Source organism: Streptococcus infantis, assembly GCF_047463655.1.
Taxonomy (GTDB): Bacteria; Bacillota; Bacilli; order Lactobacillales; family Streptococcaceae; genus Streptococcus; species Streptococcus infantis_Z.
The window spans coordinates 26,215-44,321 of the sequence record NZ_JASHDM010000016.1 but is presented as its reverse complement, the minus strand read 5'-3'; the positions used below and the strand labels follow the sequence as shown (position 1 = coordinate 44,321).

Sequence of the window (18,107 nt, the reverse complement as noted above, 5' to 3'; positions counted from 1 at the left end):
ACGGGATTCGAACCCGTGTTACCGCCGTGAAAAGGCGGTGTCTTAACCCCTTGACCAACGGACCGGAGTTGTTATTTTCAACTCTTACTATTATACCGACTTTTCTTACTTTGTCAACACCTTTTTTTAACTTTTTTTCATTTCTCCTGAATTACTTCCTTCAGCTCTCTGAGAAGGGCTTTGCGGCCTTTAAATCGTTCGTCTGCCCAGAGGCGTTCGTAGGCTTCTTGTTTATCTTCTGGTAATTTTCTTCTATAAATATTCAACAATTCATGAAGGGCGTAGTAGTCATCCAACCACAATCCTCCTTCTGGTAGGCGATGGCTGATCTCCCCTACTTCTTCATAAGCCATTCGGTCTAGGCGACGCTTTTGACTCTCTTATTTTCAGAAAATTTGAATCATTTTCTCTAAGAGAGCATTAACATAGGTGAACTTGTATTTTGTTTTCTATTATATAAATATATATAAATCTTTGATTTATAGTGGATTGAAATAAGATATGAACAGAGAAATTAGGAAAGTCAAACTAATTTCTAGAAATATTTTTAGCAGTTGTGGTGTACTCTTCTAGATTCAATCCACTATAAATTCGAGTTTCCTCAATTTTTTTATAAAAAACAGAGGAAACTTGTGCTTCCTCTGCTTATAGTATTTTAGATAATTAATTTTCTTCGCTCATTTTTGATTTTACTTCATCATAAGATAGTGCATGTGATTCCTCTTCTACTGTTTCAGGCATCTTTCCTGTTTCGTATAGAGATTTAATTTGTGTACTATCCAATGTTTCGTATTTCAATAATGCTTCTGCAATCAGCTTGTGAGTTTCACGATTTGACTGGATAATTTCAGCAGCTTTGTTTCGTGCTTCATTCAATAATGAACGAACTTCTTCGTCAATTTCATAAGCTGTTTGTTCTGAAATTGATTTTTGAGGACTTTGTGCACCAAACATGGCATGACTTCCTTCATATTGTACTGGACCAAGTTTTTCACTCATACCATACTCTGTAACCATTGCACGCGCCATCTGAGTCGCTTGTTCGAAGTCATTAGATGCTCCAGTAGTTTGGACGTTAAAGATAATCTCTTCAGCTACACGCCCACCCATTAAGCCAGCTAATTGTTCTTTCATATCTTCTTTAGATAGAAGCATTTGGTCTTCCTTAGGAAGTGCAATCATATATCCGCCTGCACGTCCACGTGGTACTATGGTAACTTTATGAACAACACGGGCATTTGACAATACTAGACCGACAATAGTGTGTCCTGCCTCATGGTAGGCAACCAATTCACGTTCTTTTTGTGAAACTGTCTTGTCTTTCTTAGATGGTCCAGCGATAACACGATCTTCAGCTTCATCAATATCAGAAGCATCAATCACTGATTTATTGCGACGAGCTGCAACCAAAGCTGCTTCGTTCAATACATTTTCCAAATCGGCACCAACAAAACCTGGAGTTTGTTGTGCTACCAATTTCAAATCTACATCTTCAGCTAAAGGTTTATTTCTAGCATGGACTTTCAAAATTGCTTCGCGTCCCTTAACATCTGGACGACCAACTAATACTTTTCTATCAAAACGACCTGGACGAAGTAGAGCCGGATCAAGAACATCTGAACGGTTTGTTGCCGCAATGACAATAATTCCTTCATTTCCTTCAAAACCATCCATTTCAATCAAGAGTTGGTTTAAGGTTTGTTCTCGTTCATCATTACCTCCACCTAAACCGACACCACGTTGTCGACCAACGGCATCAATTTCATCAATGAAGATAATAGCTGGTGCTGCTTTTTTTGCATCCTCAAAGAGAGAACGTACACGGCTCGCACCGACACCGACAAACATTTCTACAAAGTCAGAACCTGAAATACTAAAGAATGGTACACCAGCTTCTCCTGCGACTGCTTTGGCAAGTAATGTTTTACCAGTTCCCGGAGGTCCTTCTAAGAGAACTCCAGCTGGAATCCGGGCACCCAATTTTGTAAATCGTTTTGGATCTTTTAAGAATTCAACAACTTCAACAAGTTCTTGTTTTTCTTCCTCTGCGCCTGCGACATCTGAGAAGCGAACTTTGATATCTTCTTTGTTAGCAGCCTTAGCTTTACTACGTCCAAAGCTCATTGGATTACGTCCACTATTTCCGCCCATATTTCCCATCATAGAGAAGAGGAAGAAGAATAAGATAGCAAATGGTACTACTGAAACTAGGATGTTAATCCACATACCACTTGAGCTTTCGTGTTTTACTTCAATTTGTGTTTGATGTTCACTTGCTAGCTTTTGCAAATCCGCTACAGTTGTATCTGATGGGAGGACAATACTTGTAAATTTCTCTACTTTTGTAGCAGAGGGTGTAAAAAATTGAATTCCCGTTTCCTGTTTCTCTGTCTTAGCAGTTTTGTAGACACCATACACTTCAATAACACTACCACTTGGTTGGTAGGTCATTTCTTTTACATTGTCGTTAGTGATTTCCTGAACCAATTCTGAGTACTTAATTTGTTGACTATGACCAGCGGATCTGCCAGCAAAAAAGTACTGGAATCCTGTCACTAGCAAGAAAATCATCAACAAATAAAGAAATGGATTTTTTATGAAACCATTATTTTGTTTTTGCATTCAAACACTTACCCTTCTATTTTGAGTAAACTTCCTCTTTCAATACACCTACATAAGGAAGGTTACGATAGTTTTCATTATAGTCTAGTCCATAGCCTACAACAAATTCATTTGGAATTGTAAAACATGTATAATCTGCTTCGATTTCTACAGTGCGACCTTCTGGTTTATCAAGCATGGTAACAATCTTCACAGACGCTGCTTCTCTTGCAGTAAACATATCTTTCAAACTTTTCAAGGTTTGACCAGTGTCAATGATATCTTCTACAAAGACAACATGTCGACCTTTAATATCTTGAGTTACGTCTTGTTTAATATTAATGACACCACTACTTACAGTCCCACCATGATAGCTAGAGACCATCATAAAGTCCATTTCAAGATGTGTATCAATATATTTCACCAATTCTGCCATAAAAGGAATAGATCCTTTTAGAATTCCAACTAAAATCGGATTTTTACCCTCATAATCTTTTGTCAACTGAGCACCCAATTTTTTAGCTGCTTCTGTAATTTCATCTTGTGAAATCAAAATTTTCTTGATATCTTTTTCTAACATGATTTTACCTATCTATTTTTTCTATATAAAGTACAGTGTTCATTATATCATTTTTCATTTTTTTACTCAAATCACTGATTTCAATTCCTAAAACTGAACAAATTTTTCCAAATTGCTCAATGATAATAGCTTTTTCTCGTCTTTCTTTAGGAATTTTTAAATCAATAAAAAGTCGCCTTAGTTTTTTACGATGACCATTTTTTATCAAATAATCACCAGGCTGTCGATGCCTTAAAATCAACGCTGTTTCACGAGAAACATTCATCTTTTGAATACTTTCACCTTCTAGAGGGATTCCAAATGAAAATAAATAACCTTCATAATGAACTTGATTTTGATAGTTTAACACACACTCACTACTTTTTTCATCAGACTTTGGTCTGATTTTACAAATTTGAAAGTGCTGGTATTCTTTTACAAGTTCATAACCATTTTTTATACAATGGCGATATTGACTCTTAGTTTTTAAAATATGATGAATTTCTTGAAATTGTTCTCTTGTTACATTTAAATCAGCAAAACAACTAAGGTATTGTTGTAGTAAAATTCGCTGTGTTGCCTCAGAAAAGAATAAAAACTGAGTTAAATCTTCCACATTGACTGTTTGAGATAATTCAGTCAGAGCAATTTGATAGTCAGATACTTCTTTTCCAAACTCTAAAAACGCTCTCTTTACCTGAGTATTTTCTTTTTCCAGTTGTGGTAAGTAAATATTACGAACTCGATTGCGAAAATAGTAATTTTCTTCATTCGTCCTATCTTCAAAATGCTCAACTTCAGAAAAATCCTTCTTATAAAAAGATAGCAACGGACGAATTAATTCTCCCTTATCAAACGTTTGTCTTTCTTTAATAGCTGATAAGTGTTGTAATCTAACACCCCTAATCATTCGCATAAATACCGTCTCAACCTGATCATCTGCATGATGAGCTGTTACAAGGGCTGTAGAGGACGTTTTCTCCATTACTTCTCTAAAAAAATCATAGCGAAATTGACGAGCATTTGCTTCTGAAAAATCTCCAGTAAAATGAGCTACGTAAATTGGAACTCCAACTTGTTCAGCTAGTTTTCTTAATTCAATTTCTTCATCATCTGATTCTGGTCGTTGTTTATGGTTTACATGAGCTAAAAATAATTCTATCCCGAGTTCTTCTTGGTAGGTTGATAGGAGGTGAAAGAGAAACATCGAATCCAATCCACCAGACAAGGCTAGTACAACTCGTGAATGATCTTTAAAATAACCTTTTTCTAGAAAATGATTTAAAAAATCTTGGTCTCTCATTTTAGGACCTCATAGACATCCTTAGCAATTTTAGAAATGGTATCATAATCAGAATTTTTGGTAAAGATTGAAATAATGAAAGGAGAATCTGTATAGACTATTCCTACATCGTGTTTAAATTCATCTGCATCCCCAATTTTATGGGCTACCTTAGCAGAAATATTCTTAGCAATCCTCTGATTATCAAAAGCTGTTTGCGATAGAGATTCTAAAACAAAACCATTCTGATTATAAATAGATTCCATAACTTGACCAGCCATTTTAGCTGAAGCTAACTTCTCTGTTACGTTCCACTCTTCACTTGCGATAGTAGCCATTTCTTTTTTAAAGGCTTCATCTGATTTATTCGTAATATAATAAGCAAGAATATTATGAGCTACATTGTCAGATTCTTTCGCTGTCTTTGTAATTAAATCTTTGAGAGTGTAGTCTTTATTGTCCGCTGTTTTAGGGAGGCTTCCACTTCCTTCGGGTTTATAAGAACCAGGGAAATCATTTACTTCAGAAACGTACTTCAATTTCGTGTCAAGTTGGTAATCACCTTGATTGATTTTTTCTTGAACATAATAAAGATAAGGCAATTTCATAACACTAGCAGAGTACATTTTTTGATCTTCGTTAATCCCAGCTTCCTTACCCGTGCTCAATTGTTTAACATAAATAGAAAACTGTTCATTTTGATAATTCGCAGATAACAACTCTTGTACTTTCTGGATACGATTGTCATCGTTGGAAATGTAATCCGTCGAAACCCAACCAATTTGTTTGATATGTAAGAATTCATGACCTTCAGCAAAAATAGACATATCTACTTCAACCTCTTGATAAGCTGCTAAAGTAGACTTTAATTCTTGTTGATCATAAGGACTATTATAAACGACAAATCCTGGTTCTAACCATACTCGTTTAGAAAAATCGTTTACGATGGAACTATCGTATAAAAGTCGTTTATCAGCCATCACAAATTGATTATTTGACAATTTAAACACAGGCTGTCCTTGTTTATTTAATCTCCATTCTAAAACAGATAATTTTGTATCTGCATTGACTTTTCCTGATTCTTTAATCAAATCTTCTGTAGAATAAACTGACGTTTCACCATAAAATTTTGGAGATTCTATAACATCTTGATAGTAAAAATGATACGAAGCGTGGGTTAAGGAATAAACTTCTTGGTTTGGAATGATAACTGGATTCTCAGTGCTTACTACTTGTACACTTTTAAAAAAAATAGGAAGTAGTAATATCACTAAAAATTTACGCATTCTTTTTTTCCTCTTCTTCCTGTAGCCGTAACAGATGATTTTTTTGAGCTAACTCTTCTAATTTTTCATCTGATTGACTTAAAAACTTTTCTACAATATCTAATAAATTTTCCATTTTACATTACCTAGGAAGTAAGTCCGGAATAGTATAAACTTCCTCCCATGATTTTGAATAGTAATATTTTGCACGCAAATACTTGGCTGCGTATGTTTCATCCTTTAATTTGGTTGCAAGATTTGATTCTTTATCTTTTTCATCGCTCAATTCTTGATACTGTTTTTTCAGATCGGCTAACTGTTGGCGACGTTCGAGTAGTTGCTGATAACTTTGAGTCAAATTATAGGTTGGTAGGATGAACAACAACATAATCAAAATCAAAACCCAGCCCATAAAACGATTTCGTCTTTGTCGTTCTTCCATCAAGTATTTACGACGTTGGTGTTCATTTTGAATAAAAGAATTATTCATTTGTACAATTTTTTTATACATCGTTTTCTACCCTTGTTTCGCTGATAATTTCATACATACCTGCAACATCTTCTTTTTTAGTGCTATCTTTCATTTCTAACACTTTTACGAGCAACAATTTATTTCCAAAACGAATTTCAACTTGGTCATTGATTTTTAAATCTGTAGAGCTCTTTGCAAGAATACCATTTACCTTGATACGTCCCTTATCTGCAACTTCTTTAGCCACTGTACGACGCTTAATAATTCTTGATACTTTTAAATATTTATCTAATCTCATTTTTATTACCTCAAATTATTATTGTACCATTTTTCTCCTTTTTATAGAAGAAAAAAGATAACTCCTAATGTGACTCTTTTGATTCTTTTATATTTGCTAATGATTCTCCAAAAGTTAAAAGACCTTCTAAAATCTCATAATCCTTTTTATTACGAATATCAAAAACAACTTCGATTAAACCTTGATTTTCTGAAATATTAGCCTTCAAACTTGTCTGAGAAAGAGCCTGGAAATAATCTTGTGTTAAAAATAATTGTTGCGAAATTTTTTCAAATTGAATGACCAGCTTATTAACCTTTCTTTCTACACGATTGACAAATACTTTGTCAAGATATGCTTTGGCTAATCCAATTTCTAAAAGATAAGCAACCACATCTGGATATTCTCCAAAACGATCGATCAACTCATCTTGTAATTCTTCATAGTTGACACGATTGTCAATCTGACGAATTCTCTTGTAAATCTCAATTTTATGTCTTTCATCCGATATATAATCATCTGGGAGATAGGCATCGATTTGTAGGAGTAACTCAGCATTTCCTTTTTCACGTTTTTTGTCAGTTCCATTTTTCTTAGCTATTGCTTCTTCTAACAACTGAGAGTACAACTCAAAACCAACAGAATCGATAAATCCAGACTGAGAGCTTCCTAAAAGATTTCCAGCTCCACGAATGGATAAATCACGCATAGCAATTTTGAAACCAGAACCCAGTTCAGTAAAACCTTTGATAGCTTCTAATCTCTTCTCAGAAACTTCTGTCAAAGTTTTATCTGGACGATACATGAGATAAGCATAAGCAATTCGATTACTACGACCAACACGACCTCTTAATTGATACAAGGTTGACAATCCCATATGATCTGCATTTTCTATAAACAAGGTATTAGCATTTGGAATATCTACTCCTGTCTCGATGATTGTTGTAGTTACTAAAATATCATATTGTCCTTCAATGAAATCAAGAAGTGTATTTTCTAAGCGAATTTCACTCATTTGACCATGAACAAAACCAATAGAAGCTTCTGGAATAAGTTCTTGTAACTCTGAAACCTTCTTTTCAATAGTGTCAACTTTATTGTAAAGATAGTAAACTTGACCACCACGATCCATTTCTCTCAATACAGCATCACGAATGATACGATCATTCTGTTCAAGTACGTAGGTTTGAACAGGATATCGATTTGTTGGAGGAGTCTCTATGACTGATAAATCTCGGATACCTAGCATAGACATATGAAGAGTTCGAGGAATTGGTGTCGCTGTCAAGGTTAAGACATCAACCTTCTTTTTTAATTCCTTGAGAGCTTCCTTATGCTTAACACCAAAACGTTGCTCTTCATCAATAATCATCAACCCCAAATCAGCAAACTCAACATCTTTAGACAAGACTCTATGGGTCCCTATCAAGATGTCTACTTGACCTTTTTTTAACTTCTCAAGTGTTTCAGTCTGTTCTTTTTTACTTCTGAAACGACTCAAAACATCTACGTTGACAGCAAATTGTTCAAATCTTTCCTTAAAATTACTGTAATGTTGCTGAGCAAGAACGGTTGTTGGCACTAAAACGACAACCTGTTTATGATCATTGACAGCCTTAAACGCAGCTCGCATTGCTACTTCTGTCTTACCAAAACCCACATCTCCAACTAAAAGTCGATCCATCGGTTGAGAAGCCTGCATATCTTTCTTAATCTCTTCGATACTTCGAAGTTGATCCTCAGTCTCTACATATGGGAAAGCTTCGTCAAAAGCGTTTTGTTCTTCATCATCTTTTGAAAATGCAAAACCTTTAAGTTGACTTCTCTCTGCATATAACTTAATTAAATCATCTGCAATATCTTCAACTTGACTCTTTACTTTTTGCTTCGCTTTTTTAAAACGTCCATCGTTTAATTTGTTTAACTTTGGAGCCTTACCATCACTAGAAACATACTTAGAAAGAGTCTGTATCTGCTCCACAGGGATGGAAATACGGTCTCCATTTTGATATAGAACACTTACATAGTCTCGATGAATTCCTTTTATTTCAATCGTTTCAATTCCTAAATATTGACCAATACCATGGATTTGATGAACAACATAGTCTCCTTTTTGGAGTTCATTATAATCCTTTAATCGTTCAGCGTTACTGATATTTTGTCTTCGATATTTCCGTTTAATCTTCTTTTTAAAAATTTCATATTCAGTGATAAATACAAGATTCTCATCTACAAAGTGAAATCCATGACGAAGATTTCCTTCAACAAGATTAACAGTTCCTTTACAGATTTCACTTTCATTACTATTATCAACTTTAATATCGTATTCATCAAGAATCGTTGACAGTTTCTTTAGTTCAGTTTTGCTACTTGATTGAAGAACAACCGTATACTTTAATCTTTTGTAACGTTCAATTTCTTCTTTCAGAAAAGAAAACTGATTAAAGAACTCTTGTATAGGATATTGATTGAACTGGTACAGATTATTAAATTTCAAATTTCCAAGCCCTTTTTGAAAATTTGAAAAGAAAGTCGCTGGTACATATTTTTTAAACTGACTTTCTACATCAGCAAAATATTGTAAACTTGATACTGCTTTACTGTTATGTAAATCTTCTGTAAAGTAGCTAGCTATTTCCTTATCAAAAGCATCGTACTGGTTCATGATTTTTTGAAAATCGTCAAATATAACGGGAACTTGATTCAAATAGTCTATCAAGGTCCACTGTTTTTTATAAAATACAGACAAAAACTTGCGAATATCTGCATGAAGAACTTGCTCTTTCGTACAACTAAAAACTTCTTCTAGGTAAGACTTTAAAGTTGGAGAAAGTGCCTTATCAATCTCATGTTCTAAAAATTTCTGACCACGATGATAATCTTCATTCGTTAATAAAATATCACTAGCTGGATAGATTAGTACTTGAGTTTTACTATCTTTTGATAATTGAGTTTCAGTATCAAATTCTCTAATGCCATCAATCTCATCACCGAAAAATTCAATCCGATAAGGACAAATTTGAGAGGTTTCAAATATATCTAGAATATCTCCACGAAGGCTAAATTCTCCCTGACTTTGAACTTGTGTAACTTTCTTATAACCAAGAGAAATCAAGTGATTTTTTAATTCTCTTTGTTCGCATTCTTGCCCCACTTGAAGTTCTAAGATACTATCATCAAAAACTTGAGGATTCGGCAAGAATACTCGACTAGCTGCGACGTTACAAACTAAAATCCCTCTTTGAGACTCATTTCTTAGAAACCGCAAAGCTTCAACCCGAGAAAAAATCTTTTCCTGAGATGATACCAAAAATTCAACCATTGGTGAATCATCTACTAGAAATGGATAAACCAGATCCGAACCTAATATGGAGATTAGATCATTAATCAGACGCTCAGCCTCTCCATATGTGGAAGTCATCACTAAAACCTTATCCTGACTCTTCAGACTACTAGCAATCGCTAAAGATTTTGCTGAGCCAGAAAGACCTAGCAATAATTGTCTTTGTTTCTGTGGTAAGTTCTCATGCCAAGATAGAATTTGTTTATTCTCTAAAAAGAAATCGATTAATGCCATTTCCTTATCCATTATATTTCTGCATCGTCTTTTCAAAGTTTTTTTCTTGTAAATAATAATTTACAGCATCGTCAACCTTGTCAATTGACTGTAAAATACCGATATAATCTTCCTGATCAAACTTAGTCAAAACATGATTAACTACTGACATTCCTTTTTTAGGTCTTCCAATGCCAATCTTTACACGATTGAAAACCTGTGTACCAATATGTTGAATAATCGACTTAATTCCATTATGACCACCAGCTGATCCTTTAGCACGAAGACGAATTTTTCCGACTTCCATGTCAAGATCATCGTAAATAATCAGTAAATCTTCAATATCTAAACCATAGTAGGTTAATAATGCATGAACAGCTTTTCCACTTTCATTCATAAAAGTCGTCGGTTTCACCAGATAAATTTTTTCACCGTTAAGGAAAAATGAAGCTAATTCAGCTTGGAATATTTTATCGTGTGTAAAGGATACATTCTGTTTTTTTGCTAGTTGGTCAATCAACATAAAACCAACATTATGCTTTGTCTCAAAATATTTATCCCCTGGATTTCCCAATCCTACAAGTAATTTTGTCATTAAAATTTCCTTTCAAAAGCCAAAAGGGTTGGAATTTTTTTCCAACCTAATTGACATTATTTTAAATATTAATTAAACATTAAAGCGGAATTCCATAATATCGCCATCTTGCACGACATATTCTTTTCCTTCTTCACGCAAGCGTCCAGCTTCTTTTACAGCCTTTTCAGATCCATATTTAATTAGATCATCATAAGACATGGTCACTGCACGAATAAAGCCTTTTTCGAAGTCAGAGTGAATGATACCAGCAGCTTGAGGAGCTTTCATACCACGTTTAAAGGTCCACGCACGAACTTCTTTTTCACCAGCTGTGAAGTAAGTTCCAAGTCCTAGTAGATGATAAGCAGCTCGAGTCAACTTATCTACACCTGATTCTGTCAAACCAATGGCTTCAAGAAACTCTTTTTTATCTTCATCGTCCAATTCAGAAATTTCTTCTTCAGCACGCGCAGAAATAACTACTACCTCTGCATTTTCTGTTGCTGCGAATTCACGAATTTGCTTCACATAATCGATAGATTCTGGGTCTCCAACCACATCCTCATCAACGTTAGCTACATAAAGAACAGGTTTTGTTGTCAAAAGGAAAAGACCTTTGACTACTTTTTGCTCTTCATCTGTAAATTCAATGGTACGAGCTGATTTACCGTCTTCAAGAACAGGTTTAATCTTTTGGAGAACGTTAAATTCTGCAACTGATTCCTTATCTTTTTGCGTACGCGCCATTTTTTCTACACGCGCATAGCGTTTATTGACTGATTCTAAATCAGCAAGAATCAACTCTAGGTTAATGGTATCAATATCTGCTAGCGGATCCACAAAGGCATCTTCACGACCTTGCTCACGCATGACATTTTCATCATCAAAGGCACGAACCACATGAACAATCGCATCAACTTCACGGATGTTGGCCAAGAATTTATTTCCAAGACCTTCTCCTCTTGATGCTCCTTTTACAATCCCTGCAATATCTGTAAATTCAAAGGTTGTTGGAACTGTCTTTTTAGGAGTAATCATTTCCGTCAATTTTTGGAGGCGTTCATCTGGAACTTCTACCATTCCAACGTTTGGATCAATGGTCGCAAAAGGATAGTTTGCAGCCTCTGCTCCTGCTTTTGTAATTGCATTAAATAGGGTTGATTTACCAACGTTTGGTAAACCTACAATACCTGCTGTTAAAGCCATAGTTTCTCATTCTCCGTTCACATTTCAATCTTCAATATTATAACACAAAAAGGGAAAACTTGCTAACCCTCTTACTATGGGGTTCCTAGTCGATGATTTTGTTCATTTTTCTTTCAAAATCATAGCGACTCATCATGACCACATGATCACAATTGCTACATTTTATTTTGATATCAGCTCCAACACGGGTAATTTCCCAACGATTGGCTTTTTTACCTGTTGATTTGATTGTACAAGCGTGTGGTTTTTTCATTTCAACAAAATTTCCAACTTGATACATAGTTAATCTCCTTTTCTTTTTTTGATTATATCATAAAAGAGGCGAGCTAGGCTCAACCTCTTTCCATTAATTTGTACGAACTGGCGTGATGAGCTGCATGAACTCTTCATCTGTATCAGCTGGAACCAGAGTAAATGGACGAACTGCTGAAATAAAGCTGATTGTAACTTTTTCGCTATTCAAAGCTTTTAGTGCTTCAATCAAATAAGTTGGGTTGAAACTAATTGTCAAATCAGCACCACTTACATTTTCAGTATCAATTTCTTCGTTTACTTTCCCTACTTCTGGAGAGTGAACATGAGCACTTACAACTTCTTCTTTGATTTCTAATTTAACAGTACCATTTTGTGTCGCACTTGATAAGAGGCGAGCACGTTCCATAGACTGGCGTAGTTTAGCAACATCAAAAGTCACTGTTGTATTGAAATCTGTTGGAATCAATCGATCGGTATCTGGATAATTTCCTTCTAAGAGACGTGTGTAGAAGCTAATATTTTCACTTCTAAAGAGAATTTGATTATTGGCGAAGAAAATCTCTACTGTTTCGATATCATCCGTAAAAACAGCTGAAAATTCGCGTAGCGAACGACTTGGGATGACAACATCAAAATCATCGCTATTTTTTTCAAGAGTCAACTTTTTCTGACTAAGACGGTGAGAATCTGTCGCAACTGTTTTTAATTCTTTGTGGTTGCTTAAAACAAAGTGGACACCTGTCAAAATAGGACGGCTTTCTTGGGTACTAGCTGCAAAAGCTGTTTCATTGATAATCTTTTTAAGAAGTTTTGTTTCAAGAACTAAAGGATTGCTTGCAGAAATTTCCTGAATACGTGGATATTGCTCACTATCTTTTCCTTTAAGAGTAATCTCTGATTTTCCACTAGTTAAGACAATTTGCTTTTGTTCAATCTCTTTAAAATCAAGTGTTACATCTGGAAGACTTGAAACAACATTGATAAAGAAAGAAGCTTCCAGTAGAACTGAACCTAAAGAGTTAATCAAGAGACCTGCATTTTCATTTTTTTGCGAGATAAAATTTTCGATTGAGATTTGACCATTTGATCCAATCAAGGTAATTCCTTCATTGGTAACATCAATTTTTACAGTCGATAAAATAGGAATGGCATTTTTTGAGCTAATAGCTCTCTTTGTTGTATTTAAAGCTTGTAAAAATAAGTTTTTATTAATTGAAAAATGAATCATGGATTCTCCTTTATTCTTTTTATTATTAGAAGGATAATAGTAATAATAGAGCGTGTGAAATCTGTGGAAAAACACTTGTAATCAAGAAAACTCAAGGACAGAGCCTTGTTTAAAAGATGTGGATAAATAAGAGATTTTTTAAAAAGTTACCCACAAGTTATTTAATTTTCTTTTTGATGTTTTCAATTTCTATACGTAAATTATCATCTGTTTCAAGCATGGATTTGATTTTTCCATGAGCGTGAATGACCGTTGTGTGGTCTTTACCACCAAACTCTTTTCCAATCTTAGGAAGGCTATTATCAGTCATTTCTCTGGCTAGATACATGGCAACTTGACGGGCTAAAACGATATTTTGAACACGTCTAGTTCCTTTCATTTCCTTGACACTAACACCATAGAAGTTTCCAACTTCTGTCTGGATTTTATCAATTGGAATCACGATCATTTTGCTAACGTCTTGTTTACGAGCACGAATAGCTTCAGCTGCAATGTCAACTGTGATATCGTTAATCTTTTTGACTTTGGCCATTAGGCTGATATCGTTGAGTGCTCCTTCGAGTTCTCGCACGTTAGAGTCAAATTGTCCAGCCAAATATTCGAGTGTATCATTCTGAAAATGATAGTTGAGATGTTCAGTCTTACTCTGTAAAATCGCAATACGTGTTTCAAAATCAGGTGGTGTGATATCTGTCGTTAATCCCCACGAGAAGCGCGTGACCAGACGTTCAGGTAGACTCTCTAAATGTTCAGGTCTACGGTCACTCGTTAAAACAATCTGTTTATTATTATTGTGAAGGGCGTTAAATGTATTGAAAAACTCTTCCTGAGTTTGTACTTTCTTTCCACTAAGTGATTGAATATCATCAATGAGTAGGAGGTCTAAACTACGGTAAGTTTTCTTGAATTTTTCCATATCATTAAGTCTCAAATGCTCTAGAAATTCATTAATAAAACTTTCAGCAGGTATGTATTTTACACGCGCATTTGGGCTCTTTTTTAGAATTTCATTTCCAAGGGCATTTAACAGGTGAGTTTTTCCAAGTCCAGGCCCTCCGTAGATAAATAGAGGATTGTAAGTTAATCCAGGATCTTCAGAAACAGCCAAAGCAGCAGACTTAGCCCAAACATTACCATCCCCTTGAACAAAATTATCGAAAGTATACTTTTCCTTCAGTCCAGTTTCAGAATATGGAATAGTGGATGGAATTGGTTGATAATCGTTGCCAGGTTCAGACTCGAAAGATACTTGTGAGCTAGCTTCTTCAACTTTCGTGAAGACATAATGGGCTTTTATTTCAGTATCATAGATTTCAAAACCTGCTGCTAAAAGCATTCCATTGATATTTCGTTCCCAGAATATCTGCATTTCATCGCGGGGTAAGAAAATCGTTGCAGTATCTTCTTCAACTTTAACCAGTTTTGCGTCTAAAATATAGAAATCATAAACTGACTGAGTTAATTTATCATGTGCAAGTTCTAAAAGACGATTCCAAAATTGTTTTTCCTTCAATGATTTCCTCCTCCTTTACTATAGAATTTAAAAGGTTTATTGATAGAATCATTTTACCATAGATAAGATTATTTTTCCACAAGTTGTGGAAAACAATTAACAATGTTTTTAACTGTTATCCACAAAATGTGGATAACTAAGAAAATTTCTGAAATACTGGGCTTTTAAAAACTAAAATGCAGTGGATAACTATGTTCGTTAAGAATACTAAAATAACAGCCTTATTTCAGGCTGTTAATAAATTGTTGGTATTCATCTTGGTTATGGAAGAAAATAGTAATTTTACCACTATCTTTTTTTTGAAGGCTAATCTGAACATCTAATCCGAGTATTTTTTTCAATTTTTGCTCTTCCTCTTTGACAAAGTGATCTTTTTCTTTTTTGCTGCTCTTCTTCGTTTTTTGTAGTATTTGTTCAACTTGTCGAACAGAGAGATTTTCTGTTTGAATACGATTCAAGAGTTTATCTTGTTTATCACTTGATAATTGAATGAGGAGTCTAGCATGAGCTTGGGAAATTTTTCCACTTTCAACCTCTATAAGGATATGTTTAGGTAGTCCTAATAATCGAACTAGGTTTGTAATATAAGGTCGAGATTTTCCCATTTTTTCAGCAATTTCTGTGTGGGTAAAACCTTTATCAATTAAGGATTGATATGCTTTAGCTTCCTCGATAGGATTTAAATTTTCGCGTTGGAGATTCTCAATGATAGAATGAAGCATCATATCTTGATCAGAAAGTTGCTTAACAATAACTGGAACTTCTGAAAGTCCGGCAGCTATTGAAGCACGATACCGCCTTTCTCCAGCTAAAATTTCGTATCCAAGTACTGGAGATTTTCTAACGATAATTGGCTGAATCAAGCCGTTTTCCTTAATGGATTGTGCCAACTCTTGTATTTTTTCTTCTGAAAATTCCTTACGAGGTTGATAGGGATTTTTTTGAATATCCTTTATTTGAACAATTTTAAATTCTTCCATAATTCTACATTATCATAACTTAGATATTCTGTAAAGCAACTTTACATATCTGTAAACTATTGTTCCAAATCACTAGTACTCTTATCTAATTTAATGGTAGTTGTTTCTTCTTTACCATTACGGTAGTATGTAATGGTCATGCTATCTCCGATAGAATGACTATATAGAGCACTTTGTAATTCAGTAGTTGAAGAAATAGCTTTATCATCTACTTTTGTAATGACGTCATATTGTTGTAGATGTCCATTGGCAGGCATACTAGTTATAACAGAACGAACAACTACTCCTGCAGTGACACTTGATGGTACATTCAATCTTTGTAAATCAGTGCTACTAAGATTTGAAAGGTTGACCATTTGAATGCCCAAGGCTGGTCGAGTGACTTTTCCATTCTTTTCCAATTGATTGATAATATTGATGGCATCGTTTGAAGGAATCGCAAATCCAAGTCCTTCCACAGAAGTTCCACCGTTTGTGGCTATTTTACTAGATGTAATTCCGATTACTTGTCCCTGAATATTGATTAAGGGACCGCCAGAGTTTCCAGGGTTGATGGCTGTATCTGTTTGGATAGCCTTTGTAGAGATAGCTTGTCCATCTTCAGATTTTAAAGAAACATTTCTATTTAAACTTGACACGATGCCTTGTGTCACGGTATTGGCGTATTCAGAACCTAGAGGGCTTCCGATTGCAATGGCAGTCTCTCCGACTGTTAGTTGATCAGAATCTCCAAATTCGGCTACTGTAGTCACCTTATCTGCAGCAATTTTTACAACTGCAATGTCAGAATAAGTATCAGAACCGACAATTTCACCTGGAACTTTGGTTCCGTCAGCTAAACGAATATCTACTTTTTTAGCTCCACTGATAACGTGAGTATTGGTTACGAGGTAAGCAAAGTTACCTTCTTTTTTATAAATAACTCCAGAACCTTCGCTAGAAACTTGCTCAGTATTTGTATCTGTATCAGTTTCTGCAGATCCAAATAAACTATTTTGGGAGTTTGCAGAGTAAGTAATGACAGATACCACAGCATCTTTAACTTTATCGACTGCCTGTGTAGTTGAGTTTTCATTTTTTACAGCTGTTTTGCTGACAGTGGTGGTATTTGTTGGACTAGTGTTTTGTTTTTGACTTAGTTGCAATGTCGTAAAACTACCTAAAACACCACTAAAAAAGCTAATGAGAATGACTAATAAAAGTTGTCCCCATTTTTTGGAACTAGTTTGTAAGTTTTTCATAGAAGCCTCCATGTTTTTTTAATCAATGAAAGTATAAAATAGCTAGCTTAATCCAAGCTTAAAGAAAGAAAGTTTTTCACAACTTGTGGATAACTTTCAAAAACCTGTGAATTTATTGAATTTTTTCAAAATCTTCTCTGTGAATAAGATGTGAAATTGAGTGTGAATATGTTAGAATAGAAGAATGAAAATTAAAGTGGTAACAGTTGGAAAACTGAAAGAAAAATATCTCAAAGATGGCATAGCTGAATATTCCAAAAGGATTTCACGCTTTGCTAATTTAGAAATGATTGAGTTGACAGATGAAAAAACACCAGATCGGGCTAGCGAATCTGAAAATCAAAAGATTTTGGAGTTGGAAGGGAACCGCATTCTTTCTAAAGTAGGAGATCGTGATTTTGTAGTTGTTTTAGCTATTGAAGGAACAACTTTTTCTTCTGAAGAATTCAGCAAGCAGCTTGAAAGAGCCTCCATTAATGGATTTTCGACAATCACTTTTATCATTGGTGGGAGTTTAGGACTCTCTCCAGAGGTGAAAAAGAGAGCCAATCTCTCTGTTAGTTTTGGGAGATTAACGCTTCCTCATCAACTGATGAGACTAGTCTTAGTAGAACAAATCTATAGAGCATTTTCGATTCAACAAGGCTCACCCTATCACAAATAGATGATTGACTAAGCTAGCTTTTTTTGATAAGATAGATAGGTAAGGTCTCATAGCTCAGCTGGATAGAGCATTCGCCTTCTAAGCGAACGGTCGCAGGTTCGAATCCTGCTGGGATCAGTTAAATCGTAAGCTGGGAAAAAATCCCAGCTTTTTTTGTAAAAATTTGACATTTCAGAATAAAATTTGAGCATTTGAGAAATAATTCTCTATAGGTATCGTAGATTTTATATAATATTTTTGTAAGTTAATTTACAAGAAAAACATTATAGGAGTTTATATTATGAAAAAGAATACAGATTTTGCTCAAATGAAAGATTTCCAAGAATTGAATGAAAAAGAACTGCAGGAAATTAGAGGTGGGGAATGGAGACCTATGTATACAATAAATAATTTTCTTTTTTCAAAAAGTAAGTAAGTAAAAATAAAGGTGG

17 protein-coding genes, 1 tRNA gene and 1 pseudogene are annotated in these 18,107 nt (G+C 34.7%); 3 read left to right on the top strand and 16 right to left on the bottom strand.

Going from position 1 to position 18,107, the window contains the following annotated elements; translation table 11 throughout:
* Positions 1–137: 137 nt before the first annotated feature.
* From QM877_RS09395 to QM877_RS09320, 16 genes and pseudogenes are all read right to left on the bottom strand, one after another.
* Positions 138–380, bottom strand: a pseudogene (locus QM877_RS09395) (sigma-70 family RNA polymerase sigma factor); the annotation flags it as partial.
* Positions 381–663: 283 nt separating this feature from the next.
* Complete coding sequence (ftsH, locus tag QM877_RS09390) at positions 664–2,622, bottom strand: ATP-dependent zinc metalloprotease FtsH (protein ID WP_001171816.1); 1,959 nt, start codon at positions 2,620–2,622, stop codon at positions 664–666.
* Positions 2,623–2,638: 16 nt separating this feature from the next.
* On the bottom strand, positions 2,639–3,181 hold the full coding sequence (hpt, locus tag QM877_RS09385) for a hypoxanthine phosphoribosyltransferase (protein ID WP_000890189.1): 543 nt from the start codon (positions 3,179–3,181) through the stop codon (positions 2,639–2,641).
* 4 nt (positions 3,182–3,185) lie between these two features.
* The gene (gene tilS / locus QM877_RS09380) at positions 3,186–4,463 is read right to left on the bottom strand and encodes a tRNA lysidine(34) synthetase TilS (protein WP_414318248.1); all 1,278 of its coding nucleotides are present in this window, start codon (positions 4,461–4,463) and stop codon (positions 3,186–3,188) included.
* Positions 4,460–5,728, bottom strand: coding sequence for a serine hydrolase (locus QM877_RS09375; RefSeq protein WP_414318247.1), 1,269 nt, complete (start codon positions 5,726–5,728; stop codon positions 4,460–4,462). The genes tilS and QM877_RS09375 overlap by 4 nt, the downstream gene beginning before the upstream one ends.
* Positions 5,721–5,843, bottom strand: coding sequence for an SP_0009 family protein (locus tag QM877_RS09370; protein ID WP_045762396.1), 123 nt, complete (start codon positions 5,841–5,843; stop codon positions 5,721–5,723). Before QM877_RS09370 ends, QM877_RS09375 begins: the two co-directional genes overlap by 8 nt.
* A gap of 6 nt (positions 5,844–5,849) precedes the next feature.
* Positions 5,850–6,218 (bottom strand): septum formation initiator family protein, encoded by a 369-nt coding sequence (locus QM877_RS09365; RefSeq protein ID WP_000277028.1) that lies wholly within the window; start codon positions 6,216–6,218, stop codon positions 5,850–5,852.
* A complete protein-coding gene (locus QM877_RS09360; RefSeq protein WP_414318246.1) occupies positions 6,211–6,477 on the bottom strand; it encodes an RNA-binding S4 domain-containing protein in 267 nt (88 codons plus the stop codon). The genes QM877_RS09365 and QM877_RS09360 overlap by 8 nt, the downstream gene beginning before the upstream one ends.
* A gap of 64 nt (positions 6,478–6,541) precedes the next feature.
* A complete protein-coding gene (mfd, locus tag QM877_RS09355) occupies positions 6,542–10,045 on the bottom strand; it encodes a transcription-repair coupling factor (protein WP_414318245.1) in 3,504 nt (1,167 codons plus the stop codon).
* A complete protein-coding gene (gene pth, locus QM877_RS09350) occupies positions 10,038–10,607 on the bottom strand; it encodes an aminoacyl-tRNA hydrolase (RefSeq protein ID WP_414318244.1) in 570 nt (189 codons plus the stop codon). Before pth ends, mfd begins: the two co-directional genes overlap by 8 nt.
* 72 nt (positions 10,608–10,679) lie before the next feature.
* Complete coding sequence (gene ychF / locus QM877_RS09345; protein ID WP_414318243.1) at positions 10,680–11,795, bottom strand: redox-regulated ATPase YchF; 1,116 nt, start codon at positions 11,793–11,795, stop codon at positions 10,680–10,682.
* A gap of 85 nt (positions 11,796–11,880) precedes the next feature.
* Complete coding sequence (locus QM877_RS09340; protein WP_000285188.1) at positions 11,881–12,075, bottom strand: DUF951 domain-containing protein; 195 nt, start codon at positions 12,073–12,075, stop codon at positions 11,881–11,883.
* Positions 12,076–12,141: 66 nt separating this feature from the next.
* Complete coding sequence (gene dnaN / locus QM877_RS09335; protein WP_414318242.1) at positions 12,142–13,278, bottom strand: DNA polymerase III subunit beta; 1,137 nt, start codon at positions 13,276–13,278, stop codon at positions 12,142–12,144.
* Positions 13,279–13,435: 157 nt separating this feature from the next.
* A complete protein-coding gene (gene dnaA, locus QM877_RS09330) occupies positions 13,436–14,791 on the bottom strand; it encodes a chromosomal replication initiator protein DnaA (protein WP_414318241.1) in 1,356 nt (451 codons plus the stop codon).
* 221 nt (positions 14,792–15,012) lie between these two features.
* Positions 15,013–15,771, bottom strand: coding sequence for a ParB/RepB/Spo0J family partition protein (locus QM877_RS09325; RefSeq protein WP_414318240.1), 759 nt, complete (start codon positions 15,769–15,771; stop codon positions 15,013–15,015).
* Positions 15,772–15,827: 56 nt separating this feature from the next.
* Positions 15,828–17,012, bottom strand: coding sequence for a S1C family serine protease (locus QM877_RS09320; protein WP_075228915.1), 1,185 nt, complete (start codon positions 17,010–17,012; stop codon positions 15,828–15,830).
* A gap of 184 nt (positions 17,013–17,196) precedes the next feature.
* On the opposite strand from QM877_RS09320, the gene rlmH reads away from it, so the two are divergent.
* From rlmH to QM877_RS09305, 3 genes are all read left to right on the top strand, one after another.
* On the top strand, positions 17,197–17,676 hold the full coding sequence (gene rlmH / locus QM877_RS09315) for a 23S rRNA (pseudouridine(1915)-N(3))-methyltransferase RlmH (protein WP_075230577.1): 480 nt from the start codon (positions 17,197–17,199) through the stop codon (positions 17,674–17,676).
* A 43-nt stretch (positions 17,677–17,719) separates the two neighbouring features.
* A tRNA-Arg gene (locus QM877_RS09310) sits at positions 17,720–17,793 on the top strand.
* Between the two features lie 163 nt (positions 17,794–17,956).
* Positions 17,957–18,091: a ComC/BlpC family leader-containing pheromone/bacteriocin gene (locus tag QM877_RS09305; RefSeq protein WP_080979250.1), complete on the top strand. Its 135-nt coding sequence runs from the start codon at positions 17,957–17,959 to the stop codon at positions 18,089–18,091.
* Positions 18,092–18,107: the final 16 nt, after the last annotated feature.